Source organism: Chromobacterium sp. Ag138 (genome assembly GCF_055181315.1).
Genome location: NZ_JBUPWA010000001.1, coordinates 2,663,371 through 2,690,260, shown reverse-complemented (window position 1 = coordinate 2,690,260; position 26,890 = coordinate 2,663,371). Strand labels below are relative to the sequence as shown.

Here is a 26,890-nt window from a genome sequence, read left to right as displayed (position 1 = left end):
TTGCGGCCGATCAAGCCGACGCTGACGCCGGATGGAATGTCCAGGTTCAGGTCGCGGAATACGAAGTGCCGGCCTGCCGGCGTGCGGTAGGACTTGCTGAGATTGCGGATCTGTATCATGAGCGCAGGATTGCGGGTTCGCGGGCTTTGTAGAGCAAGAGGCCGAAGAAAAGCATGAGCAGCGCGCACAGCCAGAGATAGACGAGGCTGACGCCATATAGCGGATACGCGGGGAAAACCGCGTGGCGCATCAGCTCGAAGGCATGCAGCAGCGGGTTCCAGTCCACCAGCCAGCGGTACTCTGCCGGGATGATGTGCAGGGAGAACATCACGCCGCTGGCGAAGTACAAGGGTTTGATCAGGATGGGCAGAATCTTGTCCGCCGCCTTGAACACATGGCCCAGCACCATGAAGGCGAAGCCTATGCCCTGCGACAACAACGCCAGCGCCAGCCAAACCGAGAGCAGCGCGGGCAGATTGTGCAAGCTCATCGGCTCGTCCAGCAGCCACAAGCCTGCCAGCAGGATGGAGAAGCAGGCGGCCTGGATCAGGCATTCCAGCAGGCTGCGCGCCAGCACCGCGTCCACCGGATGGACGGGACGGTAGCTGAACAAACCGCGGTTGGCCTCTATCGCGTTCAGGGAGCGGAGGGAGATATTGGAGAACAGCGAATACGGCACGATGCCGCACAGCAGGAAAACCGGGAAGGAAATATCCGGCATCGTGCGATGCAGCAGATAGCCGATGATCGCCAGCATCACCATCATGTGGGCCACCGGCTCCAGCAAGGCCCACAGGTAGCCCAGCCGGTATTCGCCGAATCGGGTTTTGAGTTCTCTCAGGAACAGCGCATGCACTGAATTGCGCATCACGTTCCAGCCGCCGCGCGCCGTCACAGGTCGAAATACTTGATGATGCCGGCCGGGCGATTGTGTTGGTCCACCGCGATCAGGGAGGTGATCTTGCGTTTGAGCATCAGCTCTTCCGCATCGGCGAACATCGCATCGCAGGAGATGGTGAGCGGCGAGGGGGTCATCAACTGTCGGGCGCTCAGCGAGTGGGGCGCGTCGCTGCGCTCCATGCCGCGGCGCAGGTCGCCGTCGGTGATGATGCCCAGCAGGCTGCCATCGGCGTCCAGCACCACGGTCAGGCCCAGGCAGCCTTTGGTCATGTGATTGACCACTTGCTTGAAATCGTCGCCAGGGCGGTTGCTGGGGACGGTCGGCGTCATCACGTCTCGGACGCGGGTCAGCAATTTTCTGCCCAGGGAGCCGCCGGGGTGGAAGCGGGCGAAGTCGGTGGGCTGGAACTGGCGCAGCTCCATCAAAGCCACTGCCAGCGCGTCGCCCATCACCAGCGTCAGGGTGGTTGATGTGGTGGGGGCCAGATTATGGGGGCAGGCTTCGCGCTCGATCGGAACCAGCAAGACGCAGTCCGCCTCGCGGGCCAGCGTCGAATCGCTTCCGCCGGTGATGGCCAATACCGGCGCGCCGATGTGCTTCAGATAGGGCAGCAGGCGCAGCACTTCCTCGGTCTCGCCGCTGTTGGACAGCAGCAGCACGCTGTCCTGCGGGCTGATCATGCCCAGGTCGCCATGGAAGGCCTCGCCGGGATGGACGAAGAAGCTGGAGGTGCCGGTGGACGCGAAAGTGGCGGCGATCTTGCGGCCGATGATGCCGGATTTGCCCATGCCGCAGACGATCAGTTTGCCTTGCGTGGCGTGAATCAGCTCCACCGCATGGTTGAAGTCGTCCGACAGTCTGTCCGCCTGAACCTGGAGCGCTCGGGCCTGCTCCGCGAAGACTGCCGATCCTGTGTGCGCATGCTGGGTCATGTTTATTGTTTAAAGTGCGTGCTTGGTATCAAAATTGTATCGGAATGTATAATTCTGCCATGACTGTGAACGTTTGTTGCAGTTTTTTTAAGAAATAGCCATTTTCATTCTGTTTACAATATGATTATCGGGCATTTCAATCCATTCAATGACAAATGGCTGTTCTTTTTGTAACAAAATAGAATGTGTACAGACTCTAGCCTAATTTCAAGATTCCAATAGCAGTAGCGGGATTTGCCGCGTATTTATGAAAATTTGATGCGGCGCGCGGCCGTTTCTGCGGGAATTTGACACCCCGGCCGCTACAGTTGGCTTGAGAGTGCACCCATACCTCAATCCTGGAGCGAGCCATCATGTCCGCACTGATTACCGAACACGGTCTGCCGGTTGATCCGGAGCCTGGAAGTCGCAGCCGGTTATTGCGTTTCCTGACCCACGAAAAGCGCTGCTGGCGTCGCGTGGCTTACTGGCTGAAGCAGTTCAACTCGGATGCCGGCGTGCCCGCGCGTTGCTATGCCTGGCGCGCCGCGCCGGAAGATCCTCCTGAAGACCACGAGCACCTGCTGCTCTGACGCGTGTCCGATGCCGACGCGCGCCGCGTCGCCGCTTCGGCATCGCCTCTCCCTTCCCTCGCATTTCCGCCTGTGTTTTTGCGCCGTTGCCGCTACAATGGCTGCTTCCTGTTTCCATCTAGCTTGATCAATCATGAAGTCCGGTTCCGGTCCTTTGCCGCGCCTGCCTGGCAGCCGTCTGCAGCAACGGACCCGCAAGCAGCTGCGAGATGGCGGCGTGATCGCCTACTCCACTGAATCCTGCTACGGTTTGGGTTGCCGTCCGCTCGATGCCCGCGCGATACGCCGCGTGCTGGCGATCAAGGCGCGGCCCAACCACAAGGGGCTGATCGTCATCGCCGCCGATTTCGAGCAGATCCGCCACCTGGTCAAACCGTTGTCCGCCGCGCAGCGCGCGGAACTGGCGCGCTATTGGCCCGGTCCATATACCTTTTTGCTGCCGGCGTCGCGGCGGGTGCCGCCGGCCTTGCGCGGCCGGCACCACAAGATCGCGGTGCGGGTCACCGCGCACGGCGAGGCGGCGGCCTTGTGCCGCCGGCTTGGCACGGCGCTGGTGTCCACTTCGGCCAACCGGGCCGGGCAGAAATCGCTGAAGACGGCGCGAGCCTGTCGAATGGCTTTCAAGGACAAGGTGCTGACGCTGCCGGGCCGCATCGGCAAGCGGCGCAAGCCATCGACCATCATCGATCTGGAAAGCGGCCGCGTATTGCGCTAGGCCGCGTGTGAACTGAGGAATAAAACGTGCAACAGATTTCTTTTATCAGCCTGATCCTGAACGCCAGCCTGCTGGTGCAGCTGGTGATGGCGGGCCTGGCGCTGACGTCGCTGCTGTCGTGGGCGCTGATCTTCAACAAGATTTCGGTGCTGCGCTCGGCCAAGCGCCACAGCGAGGAGTTCGAGCGCAACTTCTGGAGCGGCGCCGATCTGAACCGCCTGTACGAAGACGTGTGCCGCCGCAGCGACACCGCCGGCATGGAGCGCATCTTCCAGTCCGGCTTCGCCGAGTTTCTGAAGCTGCGCGGCCGCAACGGCGCCGAGCTGTCCGACATCATGGATGGCTCCCGCCGCGCGATGCGGGCGGCGGCGCAGCGCGAGCTGGATTCGCTGGACAGCCATACCTCCTTCCTGGCCACTGTCGGCTCGGTCAGCCCCTACATTGGTCTGTTCGGCACCGTGTGGGGCATCATGCACGCCTTCATCGGGCTGGGGAACGCCGGCCAGGCGACGCTGAGCACCGTGGCCCCGGGCATCGCCGAGGCGCTGGTGGCGACGGCCATCGGCCTGTTCGCCGCGATCCCGGCGGTGGTGGCCTATAACCGCTTCGCCACCGACGTCGATCGTCTGGCCACCCGTTTCGACACCTATATGGAAGAGTTCTCCAACATTCTGCAGCGGCTGGCGACGCGTTAAGGCGCTTGCCGTTTCGGCTTGCATGCGGCATGGTTTCGGTTCGGAATTTACGGACCGCACCATGCCTTTTTCACGCCTCGCGCCGCTGACGCTGGCCGCCTTCCTCGCCCTTTACCTGGTTTGGGGCTCCACCTATCTGGTCATCCGCATAGGCGTCGAATCCTGGCCGCCGCTGCTGATGGCCGGCATCCGCTTTCTGCTGGCCGGCAGCCTGGTGCTGGCCTACCTCGCCTGGAAGAGAGCACCGTGGCCGAGTGTCCGCCAGCTGGGCGGCGCGGCCTTGCTGGGCGTGCTGATGCCGGCGATAGGCAACGGCCTGGTGACGGTGGCCGAGCGCGAGGTGTCGTCGGGGGGGGCCGCGCTGGTGATCGCCACGGTGCCGCTGTTCACGCTGCTGTTCGCCCGCTTGTTCGGCCACCGGTCGCGGCCGCTGGAATGGGCCGGCATGGCGTTGGGCGTGGCCGGCATCGTGTTGCTGAATCTGGGCTCCAGCCTCAGCGCCAGCCCGCGCGGCGCGGCCTTGTTGATTCTGGCCTCGGCCGGCTGGGCGCTGGGCTCGGCCTGGAGCAAGAAGCTGCCGCAGCCGGCCGGCGCGATGGGTAGCGCTTGGACCATGATCTTCGGCGGTCTGGCGTTGGTCGCGTCCAGCTTCGCCGTCGGCGAGCGTCTGGCCGCCTGGCCCGGCGTCGAAGGCTGGGCCGCGCTGCTGTACCTGACGGTGTTCGGCTCGATGATCGCCTACAGCGCCTACCTGTATCTGTTGAAGACAGTGTCGGCGGCGGCGGCCACCAGCTACGCCTACGTCAATCCGGTGATCGCGGTGCTGCTGGGCGCGGTGTTTCTCGGCGAGCATGTCGGCGCGCACGAGATGCTGGCGATGGTGGTGATCGTCACCGCCGTGGTGCTGATCAGCTGGCGGCGTTAGCCGCGCATGGGGTTTTGACGGGCCTGGCTGAGGCGGCGTCGCCGTCCGGCTTGTAGCGGGGCGATTACGGCGGCCTCGCGTGCCGGCTTGCCGCGATGGGGCCGGTTCCAAGCATTCGGCCGATCAAGCAAAAAAACGCCGCTCTCGGGAGCGGCGTTTTTCATTGCGGGCGCGGTGGTCAGATCGGCTGCCACAGCGTGGGTTGGGTGGATGGCGTCCAGCCGGCGCCGGCCCAAGCGGTGTGCGGCTGCAGGCAGCGGTATTGGCGGCCCTGGTAGCTGACCACCTGGCTTTGCGCGTATTTATCGCCTTCCTTCCAGGCATTGGCCGCCGGCGGCTGAGCGCCGGCATCGCCCTTCTTCAGATCGATCGCGAAACCGTAGCCCTTGTAGCTGTCGTTCAGATAGACGCGATTGGCGGTGGCGTCCTTCACCGGAACGATGGAAACGGCGCGCTGCTGCGACTTCATCACGCCGATGCGGATGAACGGCGAGGCGGCGTTCACCTTCTGCGCCAGCTCGTACGGCCAATTCGCGATCTGTCCGCTGACGGCGTTCAGCGCCACCGTGTGTTTTTCGGCGTCGCGGCCCTGGCTGTCGAAGATGCGCAGCGTGGCGCTGCTGCCGGCCGGCAGATTCTCGCGCGCGGCGACGTTGCCGATCTCCTTCCACGGATTGGCCGCCGGCGGCGCGGCGTCGCCGCCGAAGTTGACGTCGGAGCAGGAATAGAACGCCTCCTCGCTGTCGGAGCGTTTCCAGACGTTGAAGATGATGTGCTGGCCGGTCTTGCCTTGCGGCAGCTTCAGCGTCATGTGGTAACGCTTGCTGGCGTCCTGCTGCGGGTTGCCGTTGACGGTGCCGAACAGCTCCAGGTCCGACCATTTCAGCGGGAGGTCCGGGTTCCAGCCATTCCTGGTGACGTAGAACTTGAAGTACTTGGTGGCGTGCGGCGCGGTGGCTTTGTAGATGAATTCGAAGTTGCCGCTGGCGTCCGGCACGATGCTGGTGGCGCGCCAGTCGCGGCGCGCCAGGTTGAAGCCCTTGAATTCGGCTTTGCCGCCGCCGCACAGGGTGCCGTCCGGCACCACCGCCTGGTGGTTGTCGCCCTGCGGGTTCTGGTTGACGCCGTTCCAGTCGTACATGGCCTGGGTGCCGCCCACCTGTTTGGCCGCCTGGCAGGCGGGAGTCTTCGGCGCTTCCGGGCCTTCCAGAAAGCAGCTGTAAACGCGGTTGATCGGGATTTCCATCGCGCCATGGGCCCACAGCGGGGCGCTCAGGCAGCTCAGGGTCAGCGCGGCGGGGAGATGCCAATGCAGTTTCATGCGGACTCCTTGTCTGGTAGTGGTATGTAAGCGCATCGTCATCAGCCAGGACACTCGGTGTCCTTGAATCGGCTAAATGATTGAAAATGTGATCATCATATTAAATATAAGTTTATTAATTGGTATTAGTGCCAGTCTCATGCGCCGAGCGCGCAAGTTCTGATTCTTGCAAAGATCGTTTGTCATTTGACCTGCCCGATTGGTCGACAGCCGGCGCCTCTCGCGCCAGCCATCCTCATATTTCCGGTTGCCGCGGTTTTTCCCGATTGCTCCAGATCGCCCGGTTTTGTCGTTTTGTTGCCATGCGCGATGCGCCAAGGACGCGCGGCTTGATAATTGGTATTGACGTGGTATTAATGTGGTATTACCGTGCGAGCTGTAACGAAACGGTTACGCGGCAGGCTTTCCCGCGTTGGGATACCGGCGCGGCTTGACTGGGCTTACACTGCGGTTTTCAGACCACTTCAGACGACCATGGAAAACCGCTGGCAAGCATTGAAACCGGATGAAAACCTGAGCACGCCGCTGTATCTGCAGCTGTCGCGCAAGCTGGCCGACGCGATCAACGCCGGCTGGTGGCAAGCGGACGAGGCGCTGCCGTCGGAGCGGACGTTTTCGGAAGAGCTGGGCATTTCGCGGGTGACCGCGCGCAAGGCGATGGACGTGCTGCTGGAGCAGGGCATGATCCGCCGGCGCCAGGGGTCGGGCACCTTCATCACGCCCAGGCTGGAGCAGCCGCTGTCGCGGCTGACCGGCTTCACCGAGCAGCTGAGGCTGCGTGGCTTCGTGCCCTCGTCGGTGTGGCTGGAGCGCGGCGTGTTTCCGCCCAGCAACGAGGAAGTGATCAAACTGGGGCTGTCGCCGACCTCGATGGTGGCGCGGCTCAAGCGCCAGCGCCTCGCCGACGGCGTGGTGATGGCGATTGAAATGAGCACGATGCCGGTCGCTTACCTGCCCGATCCGCAGGCGGTGGGCACTTCGCTGTACGCCCATCTGGACGCGGCAGGGCATTCGGTGGTGCGGGCCTTGCAGCACATCCGGGCGGTGAACGCCTCGGGCGACGTGGCTCAGCTTGCGGGCATCCGCCCCGGCGAGGCGATGCTGCTGATCACCCGGATCGGCTTCAATGCCGACAACGTGGCGATCGAGCTGACCGACACTTATTGCCGCAACGATTATTACGATTTCGTAGCTGAACTGAAACGATGACTGAAACGCAGACCTTGCAGGGCCGCATCCTGACCGCCTCCGGCTGGATGGATGGCGCCGTGCGCCTGGCGGCCGACGGCCGCATCGCAGCGATAGACGCCCGCCTGGCATCGGGCCGCCAGCCCGAACGCTACATCCTGCCGGGCTTCATCGACCTGCACGTGCACGGCGGCGGCGGCGTCGACATCATGGAGGGCGGCGACGCCGTCTCCCATGTCGCCCGGCTGCACGCCCGCTTCGGCACCACGTCCTTGCTGGCCACCACCATGACCGCGCCGCCGGGGGAAATCTCCCGCGTGCTGGCGGACATCGGCCGCTGCAGCAAGGAGCGCGCGCCGGCGGGCAGCCGCGTGCTCGGCGTGCACCTGGAGGGTCCGTACATCAATCCCGGCAAGCTGGGCGCCCAGCCCGACGACGCCTGCCGGGCGGCGATGGAACAGATAGACGGCTACCGCGCGCTGGCGCCGATTTCGCTGATCACGCTGGCGCCGGAAATCCCGGGCCACCTCGACATCATCCGCGCGCTGAGCGAGCAGGGGGTCCGGGTGCAGATGGGCCATACCCTCGGCAGCTACGAGGAGGCGGTGGCCGCGCTGCAGCAGGGCGCGTCCGGCTTCACCCATCTTTTCAACGCCATGACCGGGCTGCATCACCGCGAGCCGGGCGTGGTGGGCGCGGCGCTGGCGCATGCCGAGTACGCCGAGCTGATCCCCGATCTGCTCCACGTCCATCCCGGCGCCATCCGCACCGCGCTGCGCGCCATCCCGCGCCTGTATTGCGTCACCGACTCCACCGCCGCCGCAGGCATGCCGGACGGCGAGTACAAGCTGGGCTCCCATTCGGTCACCAAGTGCATGGGCGGCGTCAGGCTAGCCGACGGCACGCTGGCCGGCAGCACGCTGACCATGGACCAGGCGCTGCGCAATCTGGTGAAGATCGGCCTGCCGCTGGCCGACGCCTCCAACCGCCTGTCGCTGTATCCGGCCGATTACCTGGGCCTGGCCGACCGCGGCCGGCTGGCAGCCGGCGCCTGGGCCGACATCGCGGTGATGGACGCCGAACTGAATCTGCAGCAAGTCTACGTTGAGGGAGAAGAGATTGGCCTCGTTGATGCTTGAGGAAGCGCTGTATTCCGCTGAAGCGGTGGCGGCGCAACATATGTACGCCGATGAAGGGCTGGCCGCGCTGGGGCGCGAGCTGGGCCGCATCCGTCCGCGGCTGGCGCTGACCGTCGCCCGCGGCAGTTCCGACCACGCCGCCAACTACTTCGCCTACTTGGTGATGCAGCGCCTGGGCATCCCGGTGGTGTCGCTGCCGATGTCGCTGGTCACCCTGCACCAGTCGCCGCTGGCGGTGGACGGCCAGCTGGCCGTCGCGCTGTCGCAATCCGGCCAGAGCCCGGATCTGGTGGACACTATGAAGGCCCTGTCCGCCGCCGGCGCCCACACCGTGGCGCTGGTCAACAAGCAGCAGTCGCCGTTGGCCGAGTCCTGCGACTGGGCGGTGCCGCTCTGCGCCGGCGAGGAGAAGAGCGTCGCCGCCACCAAGAGCTACATCGCCTCGCTGTCCGCCGTCGCCCGTCTGGTCGCCCACTGGCAGGCCGACGAGAAGCTGCTGTCCGCGCTGGCCAACCTGCCGCAGCGCCTGCAGGACGCCGCCGGACTGGACTGGTCGGCCGCGATTGAGGTGCTGAAGCCGGCCGAGCGCATCATGGTGGTCGGCCGCGGCCTGGGCTTCGCGGTGGCGCTGGAGGCGGCGCTGAAGTTCAAGGAAACCTGCGCGATCCAGGCCGAGGCCTTCTCCGGCGCCGAGATCAAGCACGGGCCGATGGCCTTGATCGACGACGGCTACCCGCTGCTGGTGTTCGCGCCGCGCGGTCCGGAGCAGCAGGGCCTGATCGATCTGGCCGAGGAAATGCGCGGCCGCGGCGCGCACGTGCTGTTGGCCGCGCCGGCCAATGTGGCCAGCCGCGACCTGACGCTGGCGGTGGCCGATGACGAGGCGCTGGACCCGCTGCTGGCGATCCAGAGCTTCTATCTGATGGCGGCCCGCCTGTCCGAGGCGCGCGGCCTGAATCCGGACTTGCCGCGCCACCTGTCCAAGGTGACCCGCACCCGTTGACCGGATGAACAGACAGGCGGCGCAGACCGCCGTGGCGGCCGCGGCGACGCGGCCCGCCGACAACAGAATCGACAGAATAAGGACGCTCGATGACCACAACGCTCGAACTGCTGGCCCCGTTCTCCGGGCCGGCGATCGCGCTCGACCGCGTGCCCGATCCGGTATTCGCCGGGCGGATGATGGGAGATGGCCTGGCCATCGACCCGCTGTCGCCGACGCTGCTGGCGCCCTGTAGCGGCGCGGTGGCGCAACTGGCCCGCACCGGCCACGCGCTGACCCTCGCCGCAGACAACGGCGCCGAGGTGCTGATCCATATCGGCATCGACACCGTCAAGCTGGAAGGCCGCGGCTTCCATCCGCTGGTCGCCGTCGGCGACCGCGTGCAGGCCGGCCAGCCGCTGATCGAGGTGGACCTGGACGCGGTGGCGCGCCAGGCGCCGTCGCTGCAGACCATGGTGGTCATCGCCAATTCCGATCAATTCCATTTTCCCCGCCGTGCCGAAGGCCTGCTCGAAGCCGGCCGTTCGCACTTCCTGACCCTGGCGGCTCGCGAGGCCGTCTCCCCCTGCGAGTCCGCCGGCGGCCCGGAACGCCGCGGCGAGGCGGTGGTGCGCCATGAGGGCGGCCTGCACGCGCGGCCGTCGGCGCTGGTGCAGCAGGCGGCCAAGCGGCACGCCGCCGAGGTATCCATCGAATTGTCCGGCAAGCGGGCCAACGCCCGCAGCGTGGTGGCGCTGATGGGCCTGGGCGTGGCGGAGGACGACCGCGTCGGCGTCATCGCCAGCGGCCATGACGCCGACGCGGCGCTGGCCGCCGTGATCGAGGCATTGCAAACCCGCAGCCAGGCCGGCCATGCCGCCGCGGCGCCCGCCGTCGCTTGCGAGCCGGCGGCCGGTAGCCTGGCCGGCGTGGCCGCCGCGCCGGGTCTGGCCATCGGACGCGTGGTCAGGCTGGACGCTTTCGAGATGCCGCTGCCGGAGCAGGGAGCGGGCATCGCGGAAGAGCGGGCGGCGCTGACGGCGGCGCTGGCCCGGGTGCGCGGCGCGATCTCGTCTGGCATCGACGCGGCGCTGCGCCGCGGTGCTACCGCGGAGAGCGACATCTTCGCCGCCCATCTGGCCTTGCTCGACGATCCCGAGCTGCTGTCCGCGGCCGAGGCCGACATCGACGCCGGCTGCGGCGCCGGCTTCGGCTTCCGCCGCGCGGTGCGCGCCCAGTGCGCGATCCTGGCCGGGCTGGGCAATCAGCTGCTGGCCGAGCGGGTGGCCGATCTGAAAGACATCGAGCGCCAGGTGCTGGTGGCGCTGTACGGCGAGCCGGAGCAGGGGCCGGAACTGTTCGACGCCTCCATCCTGGTGGCCGAGGACCTGGCGCCGTCCGCGCTGACCCGCCTGCCGCGCGGCAAGGTGGCCGGCATCGTCACCGCCGCCGGCGGCGCCAGCGGCCACGTCGCCATCCTGGCGCGGGCGCTGGGCATCCCGGCGCTGGTGGCTTGCGGGCCGTCGGCGCTGGCGCTGGAGCAGGGCCAGACCCTGGTGCTGGACGCGCGCGCCGGCCTGGCCAATCCGCAGCCTAGCGCCGCCGATCTGGCCGCCGCCCGCGCCGAAATCGACAAACTGGAAGCGAAGCGCCGCGCGATGCAGGCGTCGGCCAACGCGCCGGCCATCACAGTCGACGGCGTGGCGATCGAGGTGACGGTCAACATCGCCAACGCCGACGACGCGCGCGAGGGCGTCGCCCACGGCGCCGACGCGGTGGGCCTGCTGCGCACCGAATTCCTGTTCATCGACCGGCGCGACGCGCCGACCGAGGCCGAGCAGACTGTCGCCTACCAGGCGGTTCTGGACGCGCTGGATGGCCGCAACGCCATCATCCGCACGCTGGACGTGGGCGGCGACAAGGAAGTGCCTTACCTGCAACTGCCGCCGGAACCGAATCCGGCGCTGGGCCTCAGGGGCATCCGCACCGGCTTCGCCTATCCGGACATGCTGGACACGCAGCTGCGCGCCTTGCTGGCGGTGAGGCCGTTGTCGCGGCTGCGCATTCTGGCACCGATGATCGCCGACGTCGGCGAGCTGATCCGGCTGCGCGAGCGCATCGAGCAGCTGGCCGGCGAAATGAATCTGGCGGAACGGCCGCAGCTGGGCGTGATGGTGGAGGTGCCGTCGGCGGCGCTGCTGGCCGATCAACTGGCGAGGCACGCCGATTTCCTGTCGATAGGCAGCAACGACCTCACCCAGTACACGCTGGCGATGGACCGCTGCAACGCCACGCTGGCCTCGCGCATCGATTCGATGCATCCCGGCCTGCTGCGCCTGATCGCCATCACGGTGGAAGGCGCGAAGAAGCATGGCAAATGGGTGGGCGTGTGCGGCGCGATGGCGTCGGACCCGCAGGCGGTGCCGGTACTGATCGGCCTGGGCGTCGCCGAGCTGTCGGTCAGCCCGCGCCTGGTGCCGGAGGTGAAGAGCCTGGTGCGCGGCCTGTCGCGCCGGCATTGCGAGGAAGAGGCGCTGAGGCTGCTGGCGCTAGGGTCGCCGCAGGCGGTGCGCGGCAGGGTGACGGAACTGTGGCCCGGCGTGTGACGGCGGGCGTCGGTGCGAAGTGCTGGGGAGCCGCCATCGGACAAGACGGCACCAGAATTAACCTGGGAGATATGTTGTGAGTACTCTTAACAAGTTTGCCGGCATCCAGCAACTGGGGCGCGCCCTGATGTTGCCGATCGCCGTGCTGCCGGTGGCCGGCCTGCTGCTGCGGCTGGGCCAGCCCGACCTCTTGGACATCAAATTCATGGCCCAGGCCGGCGACGCCATCTTCGGCAACCTGGCGCTGATCTTCGCCATCGGCGTGGCGGTGGGCTTCGCCAAGGATGGCAACGGCACCTCCGGCCTCGCCGGCGCCATCGGCTACCTGGTGCTGACCGCGGTGCTGAAAGTGATCGACGACAAGATCAATATGGGCGTGTTGTCCGGCATCCTGTCCGGTCTGATCGCCGGCTATCTGTACAACCGCTACAAGGACATCAAGCTGCCCAGCTACCTGGCCTTCTTCGGCGGCAAGCGCTTCGTTCCCATCGTCACCGGCTTCGGCATGCTGGTGCTCGGGGCGGTGCTCGGCTACGTCTGGCCGCCGGTGCAGCATGGCATTGACGCCGTGGGCAAGTGGCTGATCGCCACCGGCGAGGTGGGCGTGTTCTTCTACGGCGTGCTCAACCGCATCCTGATCGTCACCGGCCTGCACCATATCCTGAACAACATCGTCTGGTTCCAGGTGGGCGATTTCACCGCCGCCGCCGGCAAGGTGGTGCATGGCGACCTGACCCGCTTTTTCGCCGGCGACAAGACGGCCGGCATGTTCATGGCCGGCATGTTCCCGGTGATGATGTTCGGCCTGCCGGCCGCCTGCTTGGCGATGTACCGCACCGCCAAGCCGGAGAACCGCGCGGCCGTCGGCGGCCTGCTGTTCTCGATGGCCTTGACCGCGATGCTGACCGGCGTCACCGAGCCGGTGGAATTCGCCTTCATGTTCCTGGCGCCGGTGCTCTACGGCATCCACGCCGTGCTGACCGGCGTCTCCATGGCCGTCATGCAAGTGCTGGGCGTGAAGCTGGGCTTCGGCTTCTCCGCCGGCCTGTTCGACTATGTCATCAACTATGGCATTGCCACCAAGCCGCTGCTGTTGTTGCCGGTGGGTGCGGCCTACTTCGCCGTTTACTATGCCTTGTTCGTGTTCTTCATCAAGAAGTTCGACTTGAAAACCCCGGGCCGCGAGGATGCCGCGGTGGCGATGGCCGAGGTTGAGGCCGGCACCGGCCGCGCGCGCGCCTTCATCGACGCGCTGGGCGGCGCCGCCAACCTGAAGTCGGTGGACGCCTGCACCACCCGCCTGCGCTTGCAGGTGGCCAGCAATGAAAAGGTCAACGAGGCGGCGCTGAAGGCGCTGGGCTCGCGCGGCCTGATCAAGCCCGCCGCCGGCAGCGTGCAGGTGGTGCTGGGGCCGGAGGCGGACCTGATCGCCGACGAGATCCGCGGCGCGCTGGGCAGCGCCGCCGCGGAGCCGCAAGCCGCCGCGCCGGCGGTGGCCGAGTCGCTGGCTTCCGCCGCCGCGACCGGCGGCGCCAGCATCGACAAGGCGCGCTGGCTGGCTGCGCTGGGCGGCGCCGGCAATGTGCGCAAGATCGAAGCGGTGGCCGGCAGCCGGCTGCGGGTGGAGGTGGCCGACGCCGCGCTGGTGGACCAGGCCGCGCTGCAGCAGTTGGGCGCCAGCGGCGTCACCGCGGTGTCCGCCGGCCTGCTGCACGTGGTGCTGCAAGCCGATGCCGCGCCGTACGCCGCGGTTTTGCAAGGATAAGGCCGGCAAAATCGCAAACACTTGATGTAGCGTGTTGATTACAAGCGAAAATCAGAGGAAAGTGACAGCGCGGGATCGGAAACGGCCTGCGCTGTTTCCGTTTGGCGGGGCCGGTTATCCCCGCCCGGCGGCGACAGGCCCGGTCCGCGGAATTCGCATTTTTCGGTGGCGATGTCCACTCCATCGAATCGTTCATTGAGCTGCCACAAGCTGACAAGGAGACTTCATCATGGCTATCAAAGTCGGTATCAACGGTTTCGGTCGTATCGGTCGCATGGTGTTCCGCGCCATCGCCAAGGATTTTCCCGAGCTGGAAGTGGTCGGCATCAACGATCTGCTCGACCCGGAATACCTGGCCTACATGCTGAAGTACGACTCGGTGCACGGCCGCTTCCAGGGCGACGTGAAGGTCGAGGGCGGCAGCCTGGTGGTCAACGGCAAGACCATCCGCCTGACCGCGGAGAAAGACCCGGCCGACCTGAAGTGGAACGAGGTCGACGCCGAGATCGTCATCGATTGCACCGGTTTCTTCCTGACCAAGGAAGGCTGCCAGAAGCATATCGACGCCGGCGCCAAGAAAGTGGTGCAGTCCGCGCCGTCCAAGGACGACACCCCGATGTTCGTCTACGGCGTCAATCACGACAAATACGCCGGCGAGACCATCGTCTCCGCCGCCTCCTGCACCACCAACTGTCTGGCCCCGGTGGCCAAGGTGCTGCATGACAACTGGGGTATCAAGCGCGGCCTGATGAGCACCGTGCACGCCGCCACCGCCACCCAGAAGACCGTGGACGGCCCGTCGTCCAAAGACTGGCGCGGCGGCCGCGGCATCCTGGAAAACATCATTCCGTCGTCCACCGGCGCCGCCAAGGCCGTGGGCAAGGTGATTCCGGAGCTGAACAAGAAGCTGACCGGCATGGCCTTCCGCGTGCCGACTTCCGACGTGTCCGTGGTCGACCTGACCGTGGAGCTGGAGAAGGAAGCCGACTACGCCGACATCTGCAAGGCGATGAAGGCCGCGTCCGAAGGCGAACTGAAGGGCGTGCTGGGCTACACCGATGAAAAAGTGGTGTCGACCGACTTCGTCGGCAACACCGCGCCGTCCACCTTCGACGCCGACGCCGGCATCGCGCTGGACAAGACCTTCATCAAGGTGGTGGCCTGGTACGACAACGAGTACGGCTACACCTGCAACATGCTGCGCTTCGTCAAGCACGTGGCAGGTTGAGCCGCGACGCTGTAAGGGAGAGTTGTTCTCTGTTCCGGCCGGCGCCCATCAGGGCTCCGGCCGTTTTTTCATTCGTCTTCGCTCAGCATCGGCATCCGCGGCGGCACCGGCATGTCGATGATGATCGAGGTCTTGGTGTCGCCGAACTGCATCAGCCGCGCGATCAGCGCCTGCAGCGCCGGCATGGTGTCCACCGCCACCCGTATCATCAGGCCGCTGGTGCCGGTGATGGATGCGCACTCGATCACCTCCGGCGTATTGCGGATCTGCTCGATCACCAGGTAGTACTCCAAGTGCTTGACTGTCAATTCGATCAGGCAGGCGATGGGCAGGCCGATCCGGTTGGGATCGATGCGGGCATGGTAGCCGGTGATCACGCCGGACTGCTCCAATTTGGCCACCCGGTCGGCCACCGCCGGCGCCGACAAGTTCACCCGCCGCGCCAGTTCGGCGAAACTGATCCTGGCATTTTCGTGCAGCGCAGCGAGGATTTTGCGATCGAATCTATCCATGTTTCGAATCGAAGGAAATATGACGAAATAAAGATAGATAATAAAGCCAAATGCAGAAAAATCCTATTGTCGAGTGGCCTGCGTAGCGGTATTGCTACGTAAAATGCAGCCCGTATCTGGAACAAGCGGCACGTCCCGCCGTTTGCTCCGCTCCAAGATTGGTTGCGGATGAGCGAGTCGCTCGACCCCCTCATTTGAGACTGTCCTGGTGATCTCTTTGTCCCTGGTCTCTTGTCAGATCAATGTTTTTGACGACGACCATTCCGGGTCTGCCTGATAGGCAGGCCCGTTTTTTTTGGGGTCTGGCGCGAGAGGGCGGTTTACGGGAAAATCGCGGCGCGGGAACTTTCCAAGACATGTCATATTAGTGTCATCTGGCGTTTGTATGCTTGCCGCAAAATCAAACCCGAGGATAGCCACATGGCCGCCAATATTCTGCTTGTCGAAGACGAACCGGCGATTCAGGAGCTGATCGCCTTCAACCTGGCCCAGGCCGGCCATCATGTGCTGCGCGCGGGCACCGCCGAGGCGGCGCTGACGCTGGTGCGGAACGCCTTGCCCGATCTGGTGCTGCTGGACTGGATGCTGCCGGGCGCCAGCGGCATCGACGTCGCCAAGCGCCTGCGCGCCGACGAGCGCACTCGCCACATCCCCATCATCATGCTGACCGCCCGCTCCGACGAGCAGGACAAGGTCGCGGGCCTGGAGACCGGCGCCGACGACTACATCACCAAGCCGTTCTCGCCGCGCGAGCTGCTGGCCCGCATCAAGGCCGTGCTGCGCCGCCGCGCGCCGCAGATGACCGACGACGCGGTCGATGTGCAGGGCTTGCGGCTGGACCCGGTGACCCACCGCGTCACCGGCAACGGCAGCGTGATCGAGCTCGGCCCCACCGAGTTCCGCCTGCTGCACTTCTTCATGACCCATCCGGAACGCGTCCACTCCCGCGCCCAGCTGCTGGACCAGGTGTGGGGCGACCACGTCTTCGTCGAGGAGCGCACGGTTGACGTGCACATCCGCCGCCTGCGCAGCGCGCTGGAAGGCACCGAGCACGACGGCCTGATCCAGACCGTGCGCGGCACCGGCTACCGCTTCTCTGTCCAGCAGTAATGCGAGAACTCCTGCAACGCACCGCGCTGTGGCTGGCGGCCATCCTGATCGTCAGCGCCGGCTTCTGGGCGCTGTCGTCGGCGACCGACGCGCTGCTGGTGCTGGCCATCTCGCTGGGCGGCTGGCTGGCGTTCAATCTCTATCACATCGCGCTGCTGCTGCGCTGGCTGCGCCATCCGGTGCCCGAACGGGTGCCGGACGGCTTTGGCGTCTGGCACTCGGTGTTCATGATCCTCTACCGCACCATGCGCAACCAGAGCCAGAGCAAGAAGAAGCTGACCCACGCGCTGGAGCGCTTCATCAACGCCGGCGAGGCGATGCCGGACGGAGTGGTGGTGCTGGACGAGCACGACCGCATCGAATGGGTGAACCCGATGGCGGTGGAGCATCTGGGCCTGGACCGCAAGCGCGACGTCGGCAACCAGATCCTCAACCTGATTCGCCAGCCGGCCTTCCACGCCTATATGAAGAACGCCAGCTTCAGCCAGCCGCTGACGCTGAGTTTCAGCCAGCCGCGCGAACTGGTGATCTCGCTGCAGCTGGTGCCGTTCGACTCCACCCGCAAGCTGCTGCTGACCCGCGACATCACCCAGCTGGAGCGGGTGCAGACCGTGCACCGCGATTTCGTCGCCAACGTTTCGCATGAGCTGCGCACGCCGCTGACCGTGGTCGGCGGCTTCCTGGAAACGCTGAACGACATGCCGGAAGTGGACGAGCGCACGCTGCGCCAGTTCCTGCCGATGATGATGGAGCAGTCGCGGCGGATGCAGAGCCTGGTGGAAGACCTGCTGGCGCTGTCCCGGCTGGAGAACAGCCCCAAGGCGGTCAGCTCCGAGCACGTGGACATGCAGATGATGCTGGACACGCTGATGGTGGAGGCCGAAGGACTGTCTCAGGGGCGGCATCAGGTCAAGCTGGCGCGCTGCTGCGACGCCGGACTGTGGGGCAGCGGCCAGGAGCTGCATTCGGCGTTCGGCAATCTGGTGTCCAACGCGGTGCGCTACACGCCGGAAGGCGGCAGCATCACCCTGTCCTGGCAGGACGAGGGCGAGCAGCTGCGCTTCTCCGTCGCCGACACCGGCATCGGCATCCCGCGCGAGCACATTCCGCGGCTGACCGAGCGCTTCTACCGCGTCGACCGCGGCCGCTCGCGCGGCAGCGGCGGCACCGGGCTTGGCCTCGCCATCGTCAAGCACGTGCTGGCGCGCCACCACGCCCGGCTGGAAATCAAGAGCGAGCCGGACAAGGGCAGCACCTTCAGCGCGGTGTTCCCGCGCGAGCGCCGCAACGACAGCCAGGCCGCCTGAGCCAGCGCAAATCGCCGCGCCTCTCCTCTTGGCGCGGCGGCGTTGCCGGGGTAGGATGGATTCTTTATCTCAAGCAATACCCGGACGCCTCACCATGAATCGTTTGCAAGCCATCCGTCCCTTCGGCCAGCGCATCTGGCTGGACAACCTGTCCCGTGAACTGATCGCCTCCGGCGAACTGGCCCGCCTGCTGGCCGACGACGGCATCGCCGGCGTGACCTCCAACCCGGCCATCTTTTACAAGGCGATCAGCGGCGACGCCAGCTATCAGGGCGAACTGGCCGTTCTGAAGCAGAACGCCGCCCTGTCCGCCGAGGCCCGCTACGAGAAGCTGGTGGTGGCCGACATCCAGGCCGCTTGCGACCTGCTGCTGCCGCAGTATGAAGCCAGCCAGGGGAACGACGGCTACGTCAGCCTGGAAGTGTCGCCCGAGCTGTCGCGCGACGAGGCCGGCACCCTGGCCGCCGCGCGCCGCCTGTGGGCCGAGATCGGCCGCGCCAACGCGATGATCAAGATTCCGGCCACCGCCGAGGGCGTCCGCGCGTTCCAGACGCTGACCCGCGAAGGCGTCAACGTCAACATCACGCTGCTGTTCTCGCTGCCGCAGGTGGAAGCGGTATGGGACGCCTACATCGCCGGCTTGTCCGCGCGCCTGGCCGACGGCCAGCCGGTGGCCGGCGTCAAGGCCGTGGCCAGCTTCTTCCTGTCGCGCGTCGACAGCCTGCTGGATCCGCAAGTGGCCGAGCCGCACCAGGGCAAGGTGGCGATCGCGCTGTCCAAGGCCGCGTACGCCCGCTACCAGGAGCGTTTCCACGGCGAAGAATTCGCCAAGCTGCGCGCCGCCGGCGCCCGCCCGCAATTCCTGCTGTGGGCGTCCACCGGCACCAAGAACCCGGCCTACCGCGACGTGCTGTACGTGGAGAGCCTGATCGGCGACGAAACCGTCAACACCGTGCCGGACGCGACCATGGCCGCCTTCCGCGACCACGGCGAGGCCGCGCTGACGCTGCCGCAGGGCATGGACGAGGCCAAGGCGCTGCTGGCCGCGGTGGAGGCCGCGGGCATCGACCTGGCCGCCGTCGGCGAGAAGCTGCAGCAGGACGGCCTGAAGCTGTTCGAGGACGCCTTCGCCCAGTTGCTGAAGCTGACCGCCTGAGCGGGCCGCCGAGTCAAAGGGTAAGACAGCGACGGGCTGCCGGCGGAAGCGGGCAGCCCGTTTCGCTTGTGGCGCGCGGCGCTCAGGCTTCCTGGCGGCGCCTGGCCATATTGGCGCCTGCCTGGCGCAGCTCCTCGGCGCTGAGCGCGCCGGCGGCGGCGGGGAACAGCCATTCCTCCTCCGCGGCCGCGTGCTCGCGGTACTGGCGGGCGAATTCCTGCAGCTCGTTCCGGCTGATCTGGCGGATGCGTCCGTCGCGCAGCGCGAGCAGGTCGTCGCGGATGGCGTTCCAGCAGGAGTGCAGGTAGCCGTGTTCGGCGGACAGCTGCTCCAGCCGCGAGGCGGCGGTGGGGAGGCGTTCTTCGAGCAGGGGAAACAGCTCTTCCTCTTCGTCGGTATGATGGGCGGGGCCGGCGACGTCGAAATAGCGGACCACGTCGTCTATGGTGTTGCGCGCGGCGTCGTCGACGCCGTGCGCCTCGATATAGGGGGGCAGCTTGTCCAGCTGATCGCAGATGCGGCGGATCTTGTCGTGACAGGCCTGCAGCATTTCCAGCGGTTGTTCGAAGCTGGGCGCGGCGCCGGCTTTGCCCAAGGTGTCGAGTGTGAGCATGAAGATGGTCTCCTGCGTGGGTTCTGGCATGATTGTGCCGCCATGTCAGGGCCGTGGACATGATGCGCCTCAAGCGGCAAGCGACGCTTTTCCGTCCGCGCGACGCGCGGCGCAAGTTCTTGATACCGCTTTGCGCGATGGAACACAAGCCGGAATTGTACGAGATGATCCGATCCGAAGATGACGGAGAGATGAAATGGAGTTGCCGTTCGAAGTGACGGAATTGGCCCGCGGCGACGCGGCGCTGGCGCGGCGGGCGCTGCGGCTGCAGCTGGACGCCCATCGGCTGGAGGTGGAATGGCTGAATTATCCGGCCCTGCCCGTGATGTGGCCGGACCTGGCGGCGTTGCATTCTTGCCGGGACCGGATTCTGGCGGCCTTCGAAGGGGATGAGCTGCGCGGCCTGCTGGTGACGTCCCGCGGCTCCGATGGCGGCATGCACATCGAACGCACGGTGGTGGACCCGGCGCATTTGCAGCAGGGCTGGGGCTATCGGCTGCTGAACCGGGCGCTGCAGGGCGAGGACCGCGTCAGCGTGGATACGGCCGAGGTCAACCAGGCGGCCATCGCGCTGTATCACAAGGCCGGTTTCGTGCTGGAGCAGCGCTGGAACACCACCGATGGGCTGGCGCTGTGGCGGCTGGTCTACCGGCCGTCCGCGGCGCCGGCGCTGGCGCTGGGCGCGGACGGCTGGATGCAGGGCGCCCAGCAGCTGCCGTCGCCGAACTGCGACGAGCGCAGCCCGGGCTGCGCGCCGGAGCTGCTGGTGATCCACAATATCAGCCTGCCGCCTTACCGTTACGGCGGGGCCGGCGTCGAGCAGCTGTTCTCCAACCGGCTGGATCCGGACGAGCATCCCTATTACAAGGGCGTGCACCAACTGCGGGTGTCGTCGCATTTCTTCATCCGGCGCGACGGCCGCCTGCTGCAGTTCGTGCCGGTGGGCAAGCGCGCCTGGCATGCCGGCGTTTCCAGCTGGCGGGGGCGCGAGAAGTGCAATGATTTCTCGATCGGCGTGGAGCTGGAGGGCTGCGATTTCGAGCCTTTCAGCGAAGCGCAGTACCGCACGCTGGCGGCGCTGTCGCGCGAGTTGCGGCGTGCGCTGCCGCTGTCGGCCATCGCCGGGCACGAGCACATCGCGCCCGGGCGCAAGACCGATCCCGGCCCCTGGTTCGACTGGCGCCGCGCCCAGGCCGACAGCGGGCTGGGATTCTGAGCCGCTATTTCAGCGTCAGGTAGGGGCGGGGGTGGTCGTCGAAGGCCAGTTCCTCGCCCGGCAGCGCGAACAGCGCGTAGCTGAAGCCCAGATAAAACGCCGCCTCGTCGCTCAGCCGCGAGATCGCGTCCAGATTGCCCAGCAACTCGCGGAACGGCAGGTCCACCCGGACTTCGCCGTCGGCGAGGAAGCCGACGCTGCGTTCGAACGCCACATGCTGCGGCCGGAAGTCGCCGCTGACGGCGACGTCGGAAAAGTCGTACTGCGCCAAGAGGGCGGGGCGCTTGCGCGCCACCTTGCCGGCCACCACCCCGGCCAGCAGGATTTCGTCCCGCGGCAGCCCCTGCAGGCATTGCAAGCGGATCACCCGGTCCAGCGGCACGAGGTAGGTCTTGGCGGTGTTGACCAGCCGTATCGTGATCGCGTCGGCGTCGATGTCCTCTATGGTGAGCGCGTTCACAGCGCCCCCAGGATCAGCGATGCCTTGGCCTCCAGCTCGCTGCGCTCCAATTGCGGGCTGGAGTGAGCGCTCAGCGTGCTGCCCACCCGGGTGGTGGCCGTGCCGTCCGCCAGCAGCGCGGTGCGGATCAGGGTGCCCAGTTCCGCTTCGCCGGCGCACAGATAGCCGAAGGCGCCGGCGTACCAGCGGCGGCTTTCGTGCGCCGCGAGCAGCCGCGCGGCGGCATCGACCGGCGTGCCGACGACGGTGGCCGGCCACAGGTGGTCGCAGATCGCGTCGGCCAGGGTCTTGCCTGGCTTCAGCCGCGCGCTGACGCTGGCCGAAGTGTGGAACACGTTGGCGAAGCGCTCCACTTCCCGTTCGACGTCGACGCGGATGTCCTCGCAACTCGCTTCCTTGGCCAGCTTGTCGGCCTTCACGCATTCTTCCAGCTCGAACCTGTCCTTGTCCGATGCCAACAGTTTTTCCACTTGCGCTTGGTCTTCGGCCTCGCCGCGGCCGCGCGCGACGGTGCCGCAGATGGGGCTGGTGGAAAGCCGCCCGTCGCGCAGGCGCAGGAACATCGCCGGCGAGGAGCCGGCCAGCTGGAAGTCGCCGCCGTCGAAATACAGGTTGTAAGGCGCGGGATTGCGCGCCAGCAGGTCCTGGTGGATCTGGTAGCCGCCGCGCGCGCAAGGGCGCTGGATCGCGAAGCTGGGATTGACCGAGCGCAGGCCGCCGTCGGCGATGCGCCGGCTGGCGATGGCGTACATCCGCTGGTAGGGCAGGCCGCTGCCGGCGGCGAAATCCTCCGCGTCCAGCAGCGGGCCCAGCGCCAGCGGCCAGGTTTCGCCGCCGGCGTCGGCCGGGTCCAGCAGGAGGTCGATGGCGGCGCCGTCCTCGCTCAGCCGCTCCGGCAGGTGGAACACGCCCAGCAGACCGGCGTCCAGGCCCAGCTTGGCGTGGATCAGCTCGTAGCAGAAAAAGCCGTACAGGCCGAAGCGCGGATCCGCGTCGAAGCCGGCGGGGATGTCCAGCAGCCGCTGCAGCCGGGATGCCAGCGGCGCGGCGGGGTCGAGCGGCAGCCGGAGCGCGCCGGGCGCGGCGGCGTCGGGAAGCAGGCCCAGCCGCGGCGCCAGCGCCTCGGCGATGCGGACGCCGTTGCGGCTGCGTGGGACGAGCAGAACGCGGTCGGCGAAGAACAGCGCGCTGAGCGCGGCGCGATCGATGGCGCGGCCATGCAGCGCGTATTTGGCGGTGTAGTCGTAATTGCAGCGCAGCGCGAACAGCGGCGTTTGCCGGCCCTCGGCCGGCGCGGGGACGGAGCGCAGTCTGATCTTGTTCATACTTGCAGATACCGGGAAGAGAATTTGACTTTGCGGCCGCCGGAATCGCTCTCGCTCCAGGCCTGGTAGCGGTACAGCAGCAGCACGATGTATTGCGAGATCCAGGACAGGACCACGGTGGACGAGAACTTGAACATCAGGCTGAAGGCGAAGATCTTCAGGATGGTGGCGAAGGGAAAGACGCCGTAGAAGGCGATCATGAAGCAGATGGCGGTGTATACCACCTCGCCTATCACCGAGGAGAAGATGTCGCGGATGAAGTACAGCCGGCTCGACCACAGGTTCTTCAGATACAGCAGGAAGCGCGTGTTGAACTGGCTGCCGATCAGGCAGCCGATCGCGAACGAAATCGAGCCGCGCACGATGTGCTCGCTGATCAGCACATAGCTCTGGTTCAGCGCCTCGCAATGGCCGCGGTCGGCCAATGGCAGCAGGCCGCAGTCGCGCTGCGACTGGCTGAGCGCGGTGAAGGAGACGGCGAACAGGATTTCGGCCAGGCAGGTGGCGAACAGGATCTGGTTGGAGCGCTTCTTGCCGTAGACCTCGGCGATCGGGTTGAGCAGCATCAGGATGATGGGCATGGTGAAGGTGCCCAGGCTGGCTTCGGTGCCGAACACCTGCACCACCTTGTAGGAGGTCAGGTTGGAGGCGATCGCCGAGATCAGGATCAGGAAGGACAGGATCACGATGGGATCGATGCAGGCCAGCATGCGGCCGGCCAGGTCTTTGAGCTGTTTCATGCGTTTTTCCGGAAAAGAATGCCCGCGACCGCGCCGATGGCGGCATGGCCGGTGTCTTCCAGGCTGAGGGCACCGTGGTCGGGATACGCCAGCCGGCCGTGCTTGGGATGCGCGGTCTGCAGCAGCACCACCGCGCGGCGGGGGAACACCCGCTGGCGGAACAGCGCCTGGTCTATGGCCAGCACGGTGTCGTCCAGCGCCGGCTCCAGCAGGACGAACTCGTCCCAGACCGGCTGCCGCCCGTCGCTCAACGCGCTCAATTGATCGAAGCCGGTGATGACCGGCGCCATCCTGGGGGGCTCGCCGCCGCCCAGATTGATGTCCAGCGCATGTCCTATCGCATGGGCGTTGCTGAATGTCAGCTCCCGGTCTTCGAACAGGCCGCGGTGCAGCGTGGACTGCTTGATGCCGGTGATGCGCGCCAGTTCGCTGATCGACAGTTTTCGGTCCCGGATTCTGCGCAGCGCGTTGAGCTTGAATTCATCCAAGACAGAATGAGGTTTGAAAAGATTTTTTGCCTGCATTTCGGATTTGGCTTAATTGGTTCTTATGTAAATATTTTAAGTTTTGACATATTGGTTTAAGAGTAAATGCCAAAAGGTATTTAACGTTTTTCTGGAAAAAGACCAGGTAGCTGTGCTAGATTTGAGTTCTTATGATCTATGTCATATCCGGATTATTAGTTGTTGTTTTGAAAGAAATAAATCCGGATAGTTCTAGATATGTTTTTCAGGGTCTTTCGCTGGATGGATTTGAATTTTCTCGTTTTGGCATTGAAGCCATATCGGTTTGAAAATATCCGGGTTATTTAGCCTGTTCTGGCGAAGCCGCTTTAAGTTTCCGGATTTTATGCTGCTGAAATTGCTTTGATCAATGATCAAGTCAAAATAATTGCTGTGCGCAGGGATGACAGGGATGAAATCAGTGACGGCGGGATGGTTGCGCGGCGGCATCGGCCGCAGCGGGAGGGAGAGGCGATGAGAGGCGCATTCATACAAACGGTGTCGGGACGCTATCTGAACGTGCTGGATCCCCAGCCGGACGACATCGACATCGCCGACATCGCCCATCATCTGGCGCATGTCTGCCGCTTCGGCGGCGCCTGCCGCCAGTTTTACAGCGAGGCCGAGCATGCGGTCAGGATGGCGGATCTGCTGCTGCCGCGGCTGAAGCTGGCGGGCTTGCTGTATGGCGCGGCCAAGGCCTACGCCGGCGAGGTGGTGAGGCCGGACGCTCAGGACGGCCCGCCGTTGCAGCACCGGCTGACCGCGGCGGTGGAAGCGCGCTTCGGCCTGCACCTGTCCGGCGATGACAGGGCGGAGCTGGCGATGGCGGATGCCCGCCTGCTGGCGACCGAGCGGCGCGACCTGATGCCGCCGGACAATATCGAATGGCCTATCCTGACCGGCATTCAGCCGCTGCCGGAACGCATCTGGCCGATGACCATCGCGCAGGGGCTGGCCAGCTTCTGCGCGATGTACGAGCAGTGCCGGGCTTGGTCGTCGTCTGCGCAGATCCGGCTGCGCCAGCCCGCGGCGCGCTGACGCGCCGGGGAATGTAAAAAAGCGCGCCATTGCGGCGCGCTTTTTCTTGGGCGAAACCGGCGCTACAGCTCGACCTGGGCGCCAAGCTCCACTACGCGGTTGGTGGGCACCTGGAAGAAGTCGGTGGCGCGCAGCGCGTTCTTGCTCATCCACACGAATACCTTCTCGCGCCAGCGCGCCATGCCCGGATGGTCGGTGGAGACGATGGTTTCGCGCGACAGGAAGAACGAGGTGTCCATCAGCTCCATCTGGAAGCCTTCCTTGGCGCACATGTCCAGCACTTCCAGCACGTTCGGGTCTTCCTTGAAGCCGTAGCGGGCCATCACCCGCCAGAACGAGGCCGACATCTGCACGATTTCCAGCCGCTCATCCTCCGCCACGTAGGGGACGTCCTCGGTGCGCACCGTCATCAGCACCACGCGCTCATGCAGCACCTTGTTGTGCTTCAGATTGTGCAGCAGCGCGTGCGGCACGCCGTGCAGGGTGCTGGTCAGGAATACCGCGGTGCCTTCCACCCGCGCCGGCGGGTAGGCTTCCAGATTGTGGATGAAGTCGTCCAGCGGCAGCGCCTGTTCGCGCAGGCGCTTGAACAGGATGTCGCGGCCCTGCTTCCAGGTGCTCATCAGCGTGAAGATGACCATGCCCATCACCAGCGGCAGCCAGCCGCCGTCGGCCACCTTGTGGATGTTGGCGGCGAAGAAGGCGGTGTCGATCACGCCGAACAGCAGGGTGATGGCCAGGGCCAGCGGCAGCGGCCAGCGCCAGTTCACCCGCGCCACCACGAAGAACAGCAGGGTGGTGATCAGCATGGTGCCGGTGACGGCGATGCCGTAGGCGGCGGCCAGGCTGGACGAGGTCTTGAAGGTGAGCACCACCACTAGCACGGCGACCAGCAGCGCCCAGTTGATGAAGGGCATGTAGATCTGGCCGATTTCCTTCTCCGAGGTGTGGTTCACCTCCAGGCGCGGGCAGTAGCCTAGCAGGATGGCCTGGCGCGTCAGCGAGTAGGCGCCGGAGATCACCGCCTGCGACGCGATCACCGTGGCCAGCGTCGCCAGCGCGATCATCGGCAGCAGCGCCCAGTCCGGCGCCAGCAGGAAGAAGGGGTTCTTGATCGCGGCCGGATTGCTCATCAGCAGCGCGCCCTGGCCGAAGTAGTTCAGACCCAGGCCGGGCAGCACCAGGCTGAACCAGGCGCGGCGGATCGGCGTCTTGCCGAAATGGCCCATGTCGGCGTACAGCGCCTCGGCGCCGGTCAGCGCCAGCACCACCGAGCCCAGCGTCAGGAAGGCGTGGAAGCCGTTTTGGCTGAGGAAGGTGACCGCGTGCCACGGGTTCAGCGCCTGCAGCACCGCCGGCTGCTGGATGATCTGGTGCAGGCCGAGGATGCCGAGGATGGCGAACCAGATCATCATCACCGGGCCGAACATCAGGCCGACCCGGGCGGTGCCGTGGCGCTGCAGCAGGAACAGACCCACCAGCACGCCGACCGCCATCGGCAGCACGTAGGCCTCCATGCCGGGGGACAGGACTTCCATGCCCTCGGCCGCGGACAGCACCGACACCGCCGGCGTGATGATGGCGTCGCCGTAGAACAGCGCGGCGCCGAACAGGCCGAGCATCACGATCTTCCAGCGCGCGGCATGGGTGGTGTAATGGCGGGCCAGCGCCATCAGCGCCATGATGCCGCCTTCGCCGCGGTTGTCGGCGCGCAGCACGAAGGCCACGTATTTGATCGACACCACGAATATCAGCGACCAGAAGATAAGCGACAGAATGCCGAAGATGTTGTCGGGCGTGGTGGGGAGGTTCTGGCTGACGAAACACTCGCGCAAGGTGTACAGCGGGCTGGTGCCGATGTCGCCGTAAACTACGCCGAGCGCGGCCAGGGTCAGGCCCGCCATCGCCTGTTTATTGTGATCCTGCATAAGCTTCCAT

General features: G+C 65.9%; 25 protein-coding genes and 1 pseudogene. 16 read left to right on the top strand and 10 right to left on the bottom strand.

The features are described 5' to 3' along the window. Positions 1 to 115 precede the first annotated feature (115 nt). Both ACY3GB_RS12420 and ACY3GB_RS12415 read right to left on the bottom strand, forming a co-directional pair. Complete coding sequence (locus tag ACY3GB_RS12420; RefSeq protein ID WP_463089012.1) at positions 116 to 868, bottom strand: ABC transporter permease; 753 nt, start codon at positions 866 to 868, stop codon at positions 116 to 118. Positions 869 to 891: 23 nt separating this feature from the next. Further along, positions 892 to 1,833, bottom strand: coding sequence for a KpsF/GutQ family sugar-phosphate isomerase (locus tag ACY3GB_RS12415; RefSeq protein WP_463089011.1), 942 nt, complete (start codon positions 1,831 to 1,833; stop codon positions 892 to 894). Between the two features lie 353 nt (positions 1,834 to 2,186). Here ACY3GB_RS12415 and ACY3GB_RS12410 point away from each other — a divergent pair, with 353 nt between their 5' ends. The 4 genes from ACY3GB_RS12410 to yedA all read left to right on the top strand — a co-directional run bounded on the left by ACY3GB_RS12410 (position 2,187) and on the right by yedA (position 4,740). Continuing rightward, the gene (locus ACY3GB_RS12410; protein WP_463089010.1) at positions 2,187 to 2,405 is read left to right on the top strand and encodes a hypothetical protein; all 219 of its coding nucleotides are present in this window, start codon (positions 2,187 to 2,189) and stop codon (positions 2,403 to 2,405) included. 133 nt (positions 2,406 to 2,538) lie between these two features. Further along, the gene (tsaC, locus tag ACY3GB_RS12405; RefSeq protein WP_463089009.1) at positions 2,539 to 3,120 is read left to right on the top strand and encodes an L-threonylcarbamoyladenylate synthase type 1 TsaC; all 582 of its coding nucleotides are present in this window, start codon (positions 2,539 to 2,541) and stop codon (positions 3,118 to 3,120) included. Between the two features lie 26 nt (positions 3,121 to 3,146). Further along, on the top strand, positions 3,147 to 3,815 hold the full coding sequence (gene tolQ / locus ACY3GB_RS12400) for a protein TolQ (protein ID WP_463089008.1): 669 nt from the start codon (positions 3,147 to 3,149) through the stop codon (positions 3,813 to 3,815). Positions 3,816 to 3,876: 61 nt separating this feature from the next. After that, positions 3,877 to 4,740 carry a drug/metabolite exporter YedA gene (yedA, locus tag ACY3GB_RS12395; RefSeq protein WP_463089007.1) on the top strand — a complete coding sequence of 288 codons (864 nt, stop codon included), beginning with the start codon at positions 3,877 to 3,879 and terminating at the stop codon, positions 4,738 to 4,740. A 178-nt stretch (positions 4,741 to 4,918) separates the two neighbouring features. On the opposite strand, the gene ACY3GB_RS12390 is transcribed toward yedA, so the two are convergent. Further along, positions 4,919 to 6,061: a lytic polysaccharide monooxygenase gene (locus ACY3GB_RS12390; protein WP_463089006.1), complete on the bottom strand. Its 1,143-nt coding sequence runs from the start codon at positions 6,059 to 6,061 to the stop codon at positions 4,919 to 4,921. Between the two features lie 474 nt (positions 6,062 to 6,535). Between ACY3GB_RS12390 and ACY3GB_RS12385 the strand changes: the two genes are divergently transcribed. From ACY3GB_RS12385 to gap, 6 genes are all read left to right on the top strand, one after another. Then, positions 6,536 to 7,270 (top strand): GntR family transcriptional regulator, encoded by a 735-nt coding sequence (locus ACY3GB_RS12385; protein ID WP_021475838.1) that lies wholly within the window; start codon positions 6,536 to 6,538, stop codon positions 7,268 to 7,270. Further along, positions 7,267 to 8,388 (top strand): N-acetylglucosamine-6-phosphate deacetylase, encoded by a 1,122-nt coding sequence (gene nagA, locus ACY3GB_RS12380; protein ID WP_463089005.1) that lies wholly within the window; start codon positions 7,267 to 7,269, stop codon positions 8,386 to 8,388. The genes ACY3GB_RS12385 and nagA overlap by 4 nt, the downstream gene beginning before the upstream one ends. Further along, positions 8,369 to 9,391, top strand: a complete 1,023-nt coding sequence (locus tag ACY3GB_RS12375; RefSeq protein WP_463089004.1) for an SIS domain-containing protein — start codon at positions 8,369 to 8,371, stop codon at positions 9,389 to 9,391. The genes nagA and ACY3GB_RS12375 overlap by 20 nt, the downstream gene beginning before the upstream one ends. An 89-nt stretch (positions 9,392 to 9,480) precedes the next feature. Continuing rightward, entirely contained in the window at positions 9,481 to 11,976 is a 2,496-nt protein-coding gene (gene ptsP / locus ACY3GB_RS12370; protein WP_463089003.1) for a phosphoenolpyruvate--protein phosphotransferase, read from the top strand. A 76-nt stretch (positions 11,977 to 12,052) separates the two neighbouring features. Next, positions 12,053 to 13,741: an N-acetylglucosamine-specific PTS transporter subunit IIBC gene (nagE, locus tag ACY3GB_RS12365; RefSeq protein WP_463089002.1), complete on the top strand. Its 1,689-nt coding sequence runs from the start codon at positions 12,053 to 12,055 to the stop codon at positions 13,739 to 13,741. 229 nt (positions 13,742 to 13,970) lie between these two features. Further along, positions 13,971 to 14,969, top strand: coding sequence for a type I glyceraldehyde-3-phosphate dehydrogenase (gap, locus tag ACY3GB_RS12360; protein ID WP_463089001.1), 999 nt, complete (start codon positions 13,971 to 13,973; stop codon positions 14,967 to 14,969). 68 nt (positions 14,970 to 15,037) lie between these two features. On the opposite strand, the gene ACY3GB_RS12355 is transcribed toward gap, so the two are convergent. Then, a complete protein-coding gene (locus ACY3GB_RS12355; protein WP_463089000.1) occupies positions 15,038 to 15,481 on the bottom strand; it encodes an Lrp/AsnC family transcriptional regulator in 444 nt (147 codons plus the stop codon). A gap of 420 nt (positions 15,482 to 15,901) precedes the next feature. Between ACY3GB_RS12355 and phoB the strand changes: the two genes are divergently transcribed. The 3 genes from phoB (at position 15,902) to tal (ending at position 19,054) form a co-directional block, all read left to right on the top strand. Beyond that, positions 15,902 to 16,591 carry a phosphate regulon transcriptional regulator PhoB gene (phoB, locus tag ACY3GB_RS12350; RefSeq protein ID WP_463088999.1) on the top strand — a complete coding sequence of 230 codons (690 nt, stop codon included), beginning with the start codon at positions 15,902 to 15,904 and terminating at the stop codon, positions 16,589 to 16,591. Continuing rightward, positions 16,591 to 17,898 (top strand): phosphate regulon sensor histidine kinase PhoR, encoded by a 1,308-nt coding sequence (gene phoR, locus ACY3GB_RS12345; protein WP_166439515.1) that lies wholly within the window; start codon positions 16,591 to 16,593, stop codon positions 17,896 to 17,898. The genes phoB and phoR overlap by 1 nt, the downstream gene beginning before the upstream one ends. A 94-nt stretch (positions 17,899 to 17,992) precedes the next feature. Next, positions 17,993 to 19,054, top strand: a complete 1,062-nt coding sequence (gene tal / locus ACY3GB_RS12340) for a transaldolase (RefSeq protein WP_463088998.1) — start codon at positions 17,993 to 17,995, stop codon at positions 19,052 to 19,054. 82 nt (positions 19,055 to 19,136) lie between these two features. Here tal and ACY3GB_RS12335 read toward each other — a convergent pair whose 3' ends face one another. Continuing rightward, complete coding sequence (locus ACY3GB_RS12335; protein WP_463088997.1) at positions 19,137 to 19,667, bottom strand: hemerythrin domain-containing protein; 531 nt, start codon at positions 19,665 to 19,667, stop codon at positions 19,137 to 19,139. Positions 19,668 to 19,863: 196 nt separating this feature from the next. Here ACY3GB_RS12335 and ACY3GB_RS12330 point away from each other — a divergent pair. Both ACY3GB_RS12330 and ampD read left to right on the top strand, forming a co-directional pair. Then, positions 19,864 to 20,283 (top strand): annotated as a pseudogene (locus ACY3GB_RS12330) (GNAT family N-acetyltransferase); the annotation flags it as partial. Positions 20,284 to 20,337: 54 nt separating this feature from the next. Next, complete coding sequence (gene ampD, locus ACY3GB_RS12325; RefSeq protein ID WP_463090937.1) at positions 20,338 to 20,883, top strand: 1,6-anhydro-N-acetylmuramyl-L-alanine amidase AmpD; 546 nt, start codon at positions 20,338 to 20,340, stop codon at positions 20,881 to 20,883. 4 nt (positions 20,884 to 20,887) lie between these two features. Here the strand turns inward: ampD and ACY3GB_RS12320 are convergent, their stop codons facing one another. The 4 genes from ACY3GB_RS12320 to ACY3GB_RS12305 are packed head-to-tail and all read right to left on the bottom strand — an operon-like array spanning position 20,888 to position 23,896. Then, a complete protein-coding gene (locus tag ACY3GB_RS12320; RefSeq protein WP_463088996.1) occupies positions 20,888 to 21,343 on the bottom strand; it encodes a hypothetical protein in 456 nt (151 codons plus the stop codon). Continuing rightward, positions 21,340 to 22,668, bottom strand: coding sequence for a chorismate-binding protein (locus tag ACY3GB_RS12315; RefSeq protein ID WP_463088995.1), 1,329 nt, complete (start codon positions 22,666 to 22,668; stop codon positions 21,340 to 21,342). Before ACY3GB_RS12315 ends, ACY3GB_RS12320 begins: the two co-directional genes overlap by 4 nt. Beyond that, complete coding sequence (locus ACY3GB_RS12310; RefSeq protein ID WP_463088994.1) at positions 22,665 to 23,408, bottom strand: queuosine precursor transporter; 744 nt, start codon at positions 23,406 to 23,408, stop codon at positions 22,665 to 22,667. Before ACY3GB_RS12310 ends, ACY3GB_RS12315 begins: the two co-directional genes overlap by 4 nt. Further along, positions 23,405 to 23,896: a helix-turn-helix domain-containing protein gene (locus ACY3GB_RS12305; RefSeq protein ID WP_463088993.1), complete on the bottom strand. Its 492-nt coding sequence runs from the start codon at positions 23,894 to 23,896 to the stop codon at positions 23,405 to 23,407. Before ACY3GB_RS12305 ends, ACY3GB_RS12310 begins: the two co-directional genes overlap by 4 nt. Before the next feature lie 489 nt (positions 23,897 to 24,385). Here ACY3GB_RS12305 and ACY3GB_RS12300 point away from each other — a divergent pair, with 489 nt between their 5' ends. Then, positions 24,386 to 24,952, top strand: a complete 567-nt coding sequence (locus ACY3GB_RS12300) for a phosphohydrolase (protein WP_463088992.1) — start codon at positions 24,386 to 24,388, stop codon at positions 24,950 to 24,952. A 62-nt stretch (positions 24,953 to 25,014) separates the two neighbouring features. Here ACY3GB_RS12300 and kup read toward each other — a convergent pair whose 3' ends face one another. Next, the gene (gene kup, locus ACY3GB_RS12295; protein ID WP_463088991.1) at positions 25,015 to 26,880 is read right to left on the bottom strand and encodes a low affinity potassium transporter Kup; all 1,866 of its coding nucleotides are present in this window, start codon (positions 26,878 to 26,880) and stop codon (positions 25,015 to 25,017) included. Between the last annotated feature and the right edge of the window lie 10 nt (positions 26,881 to 26,890).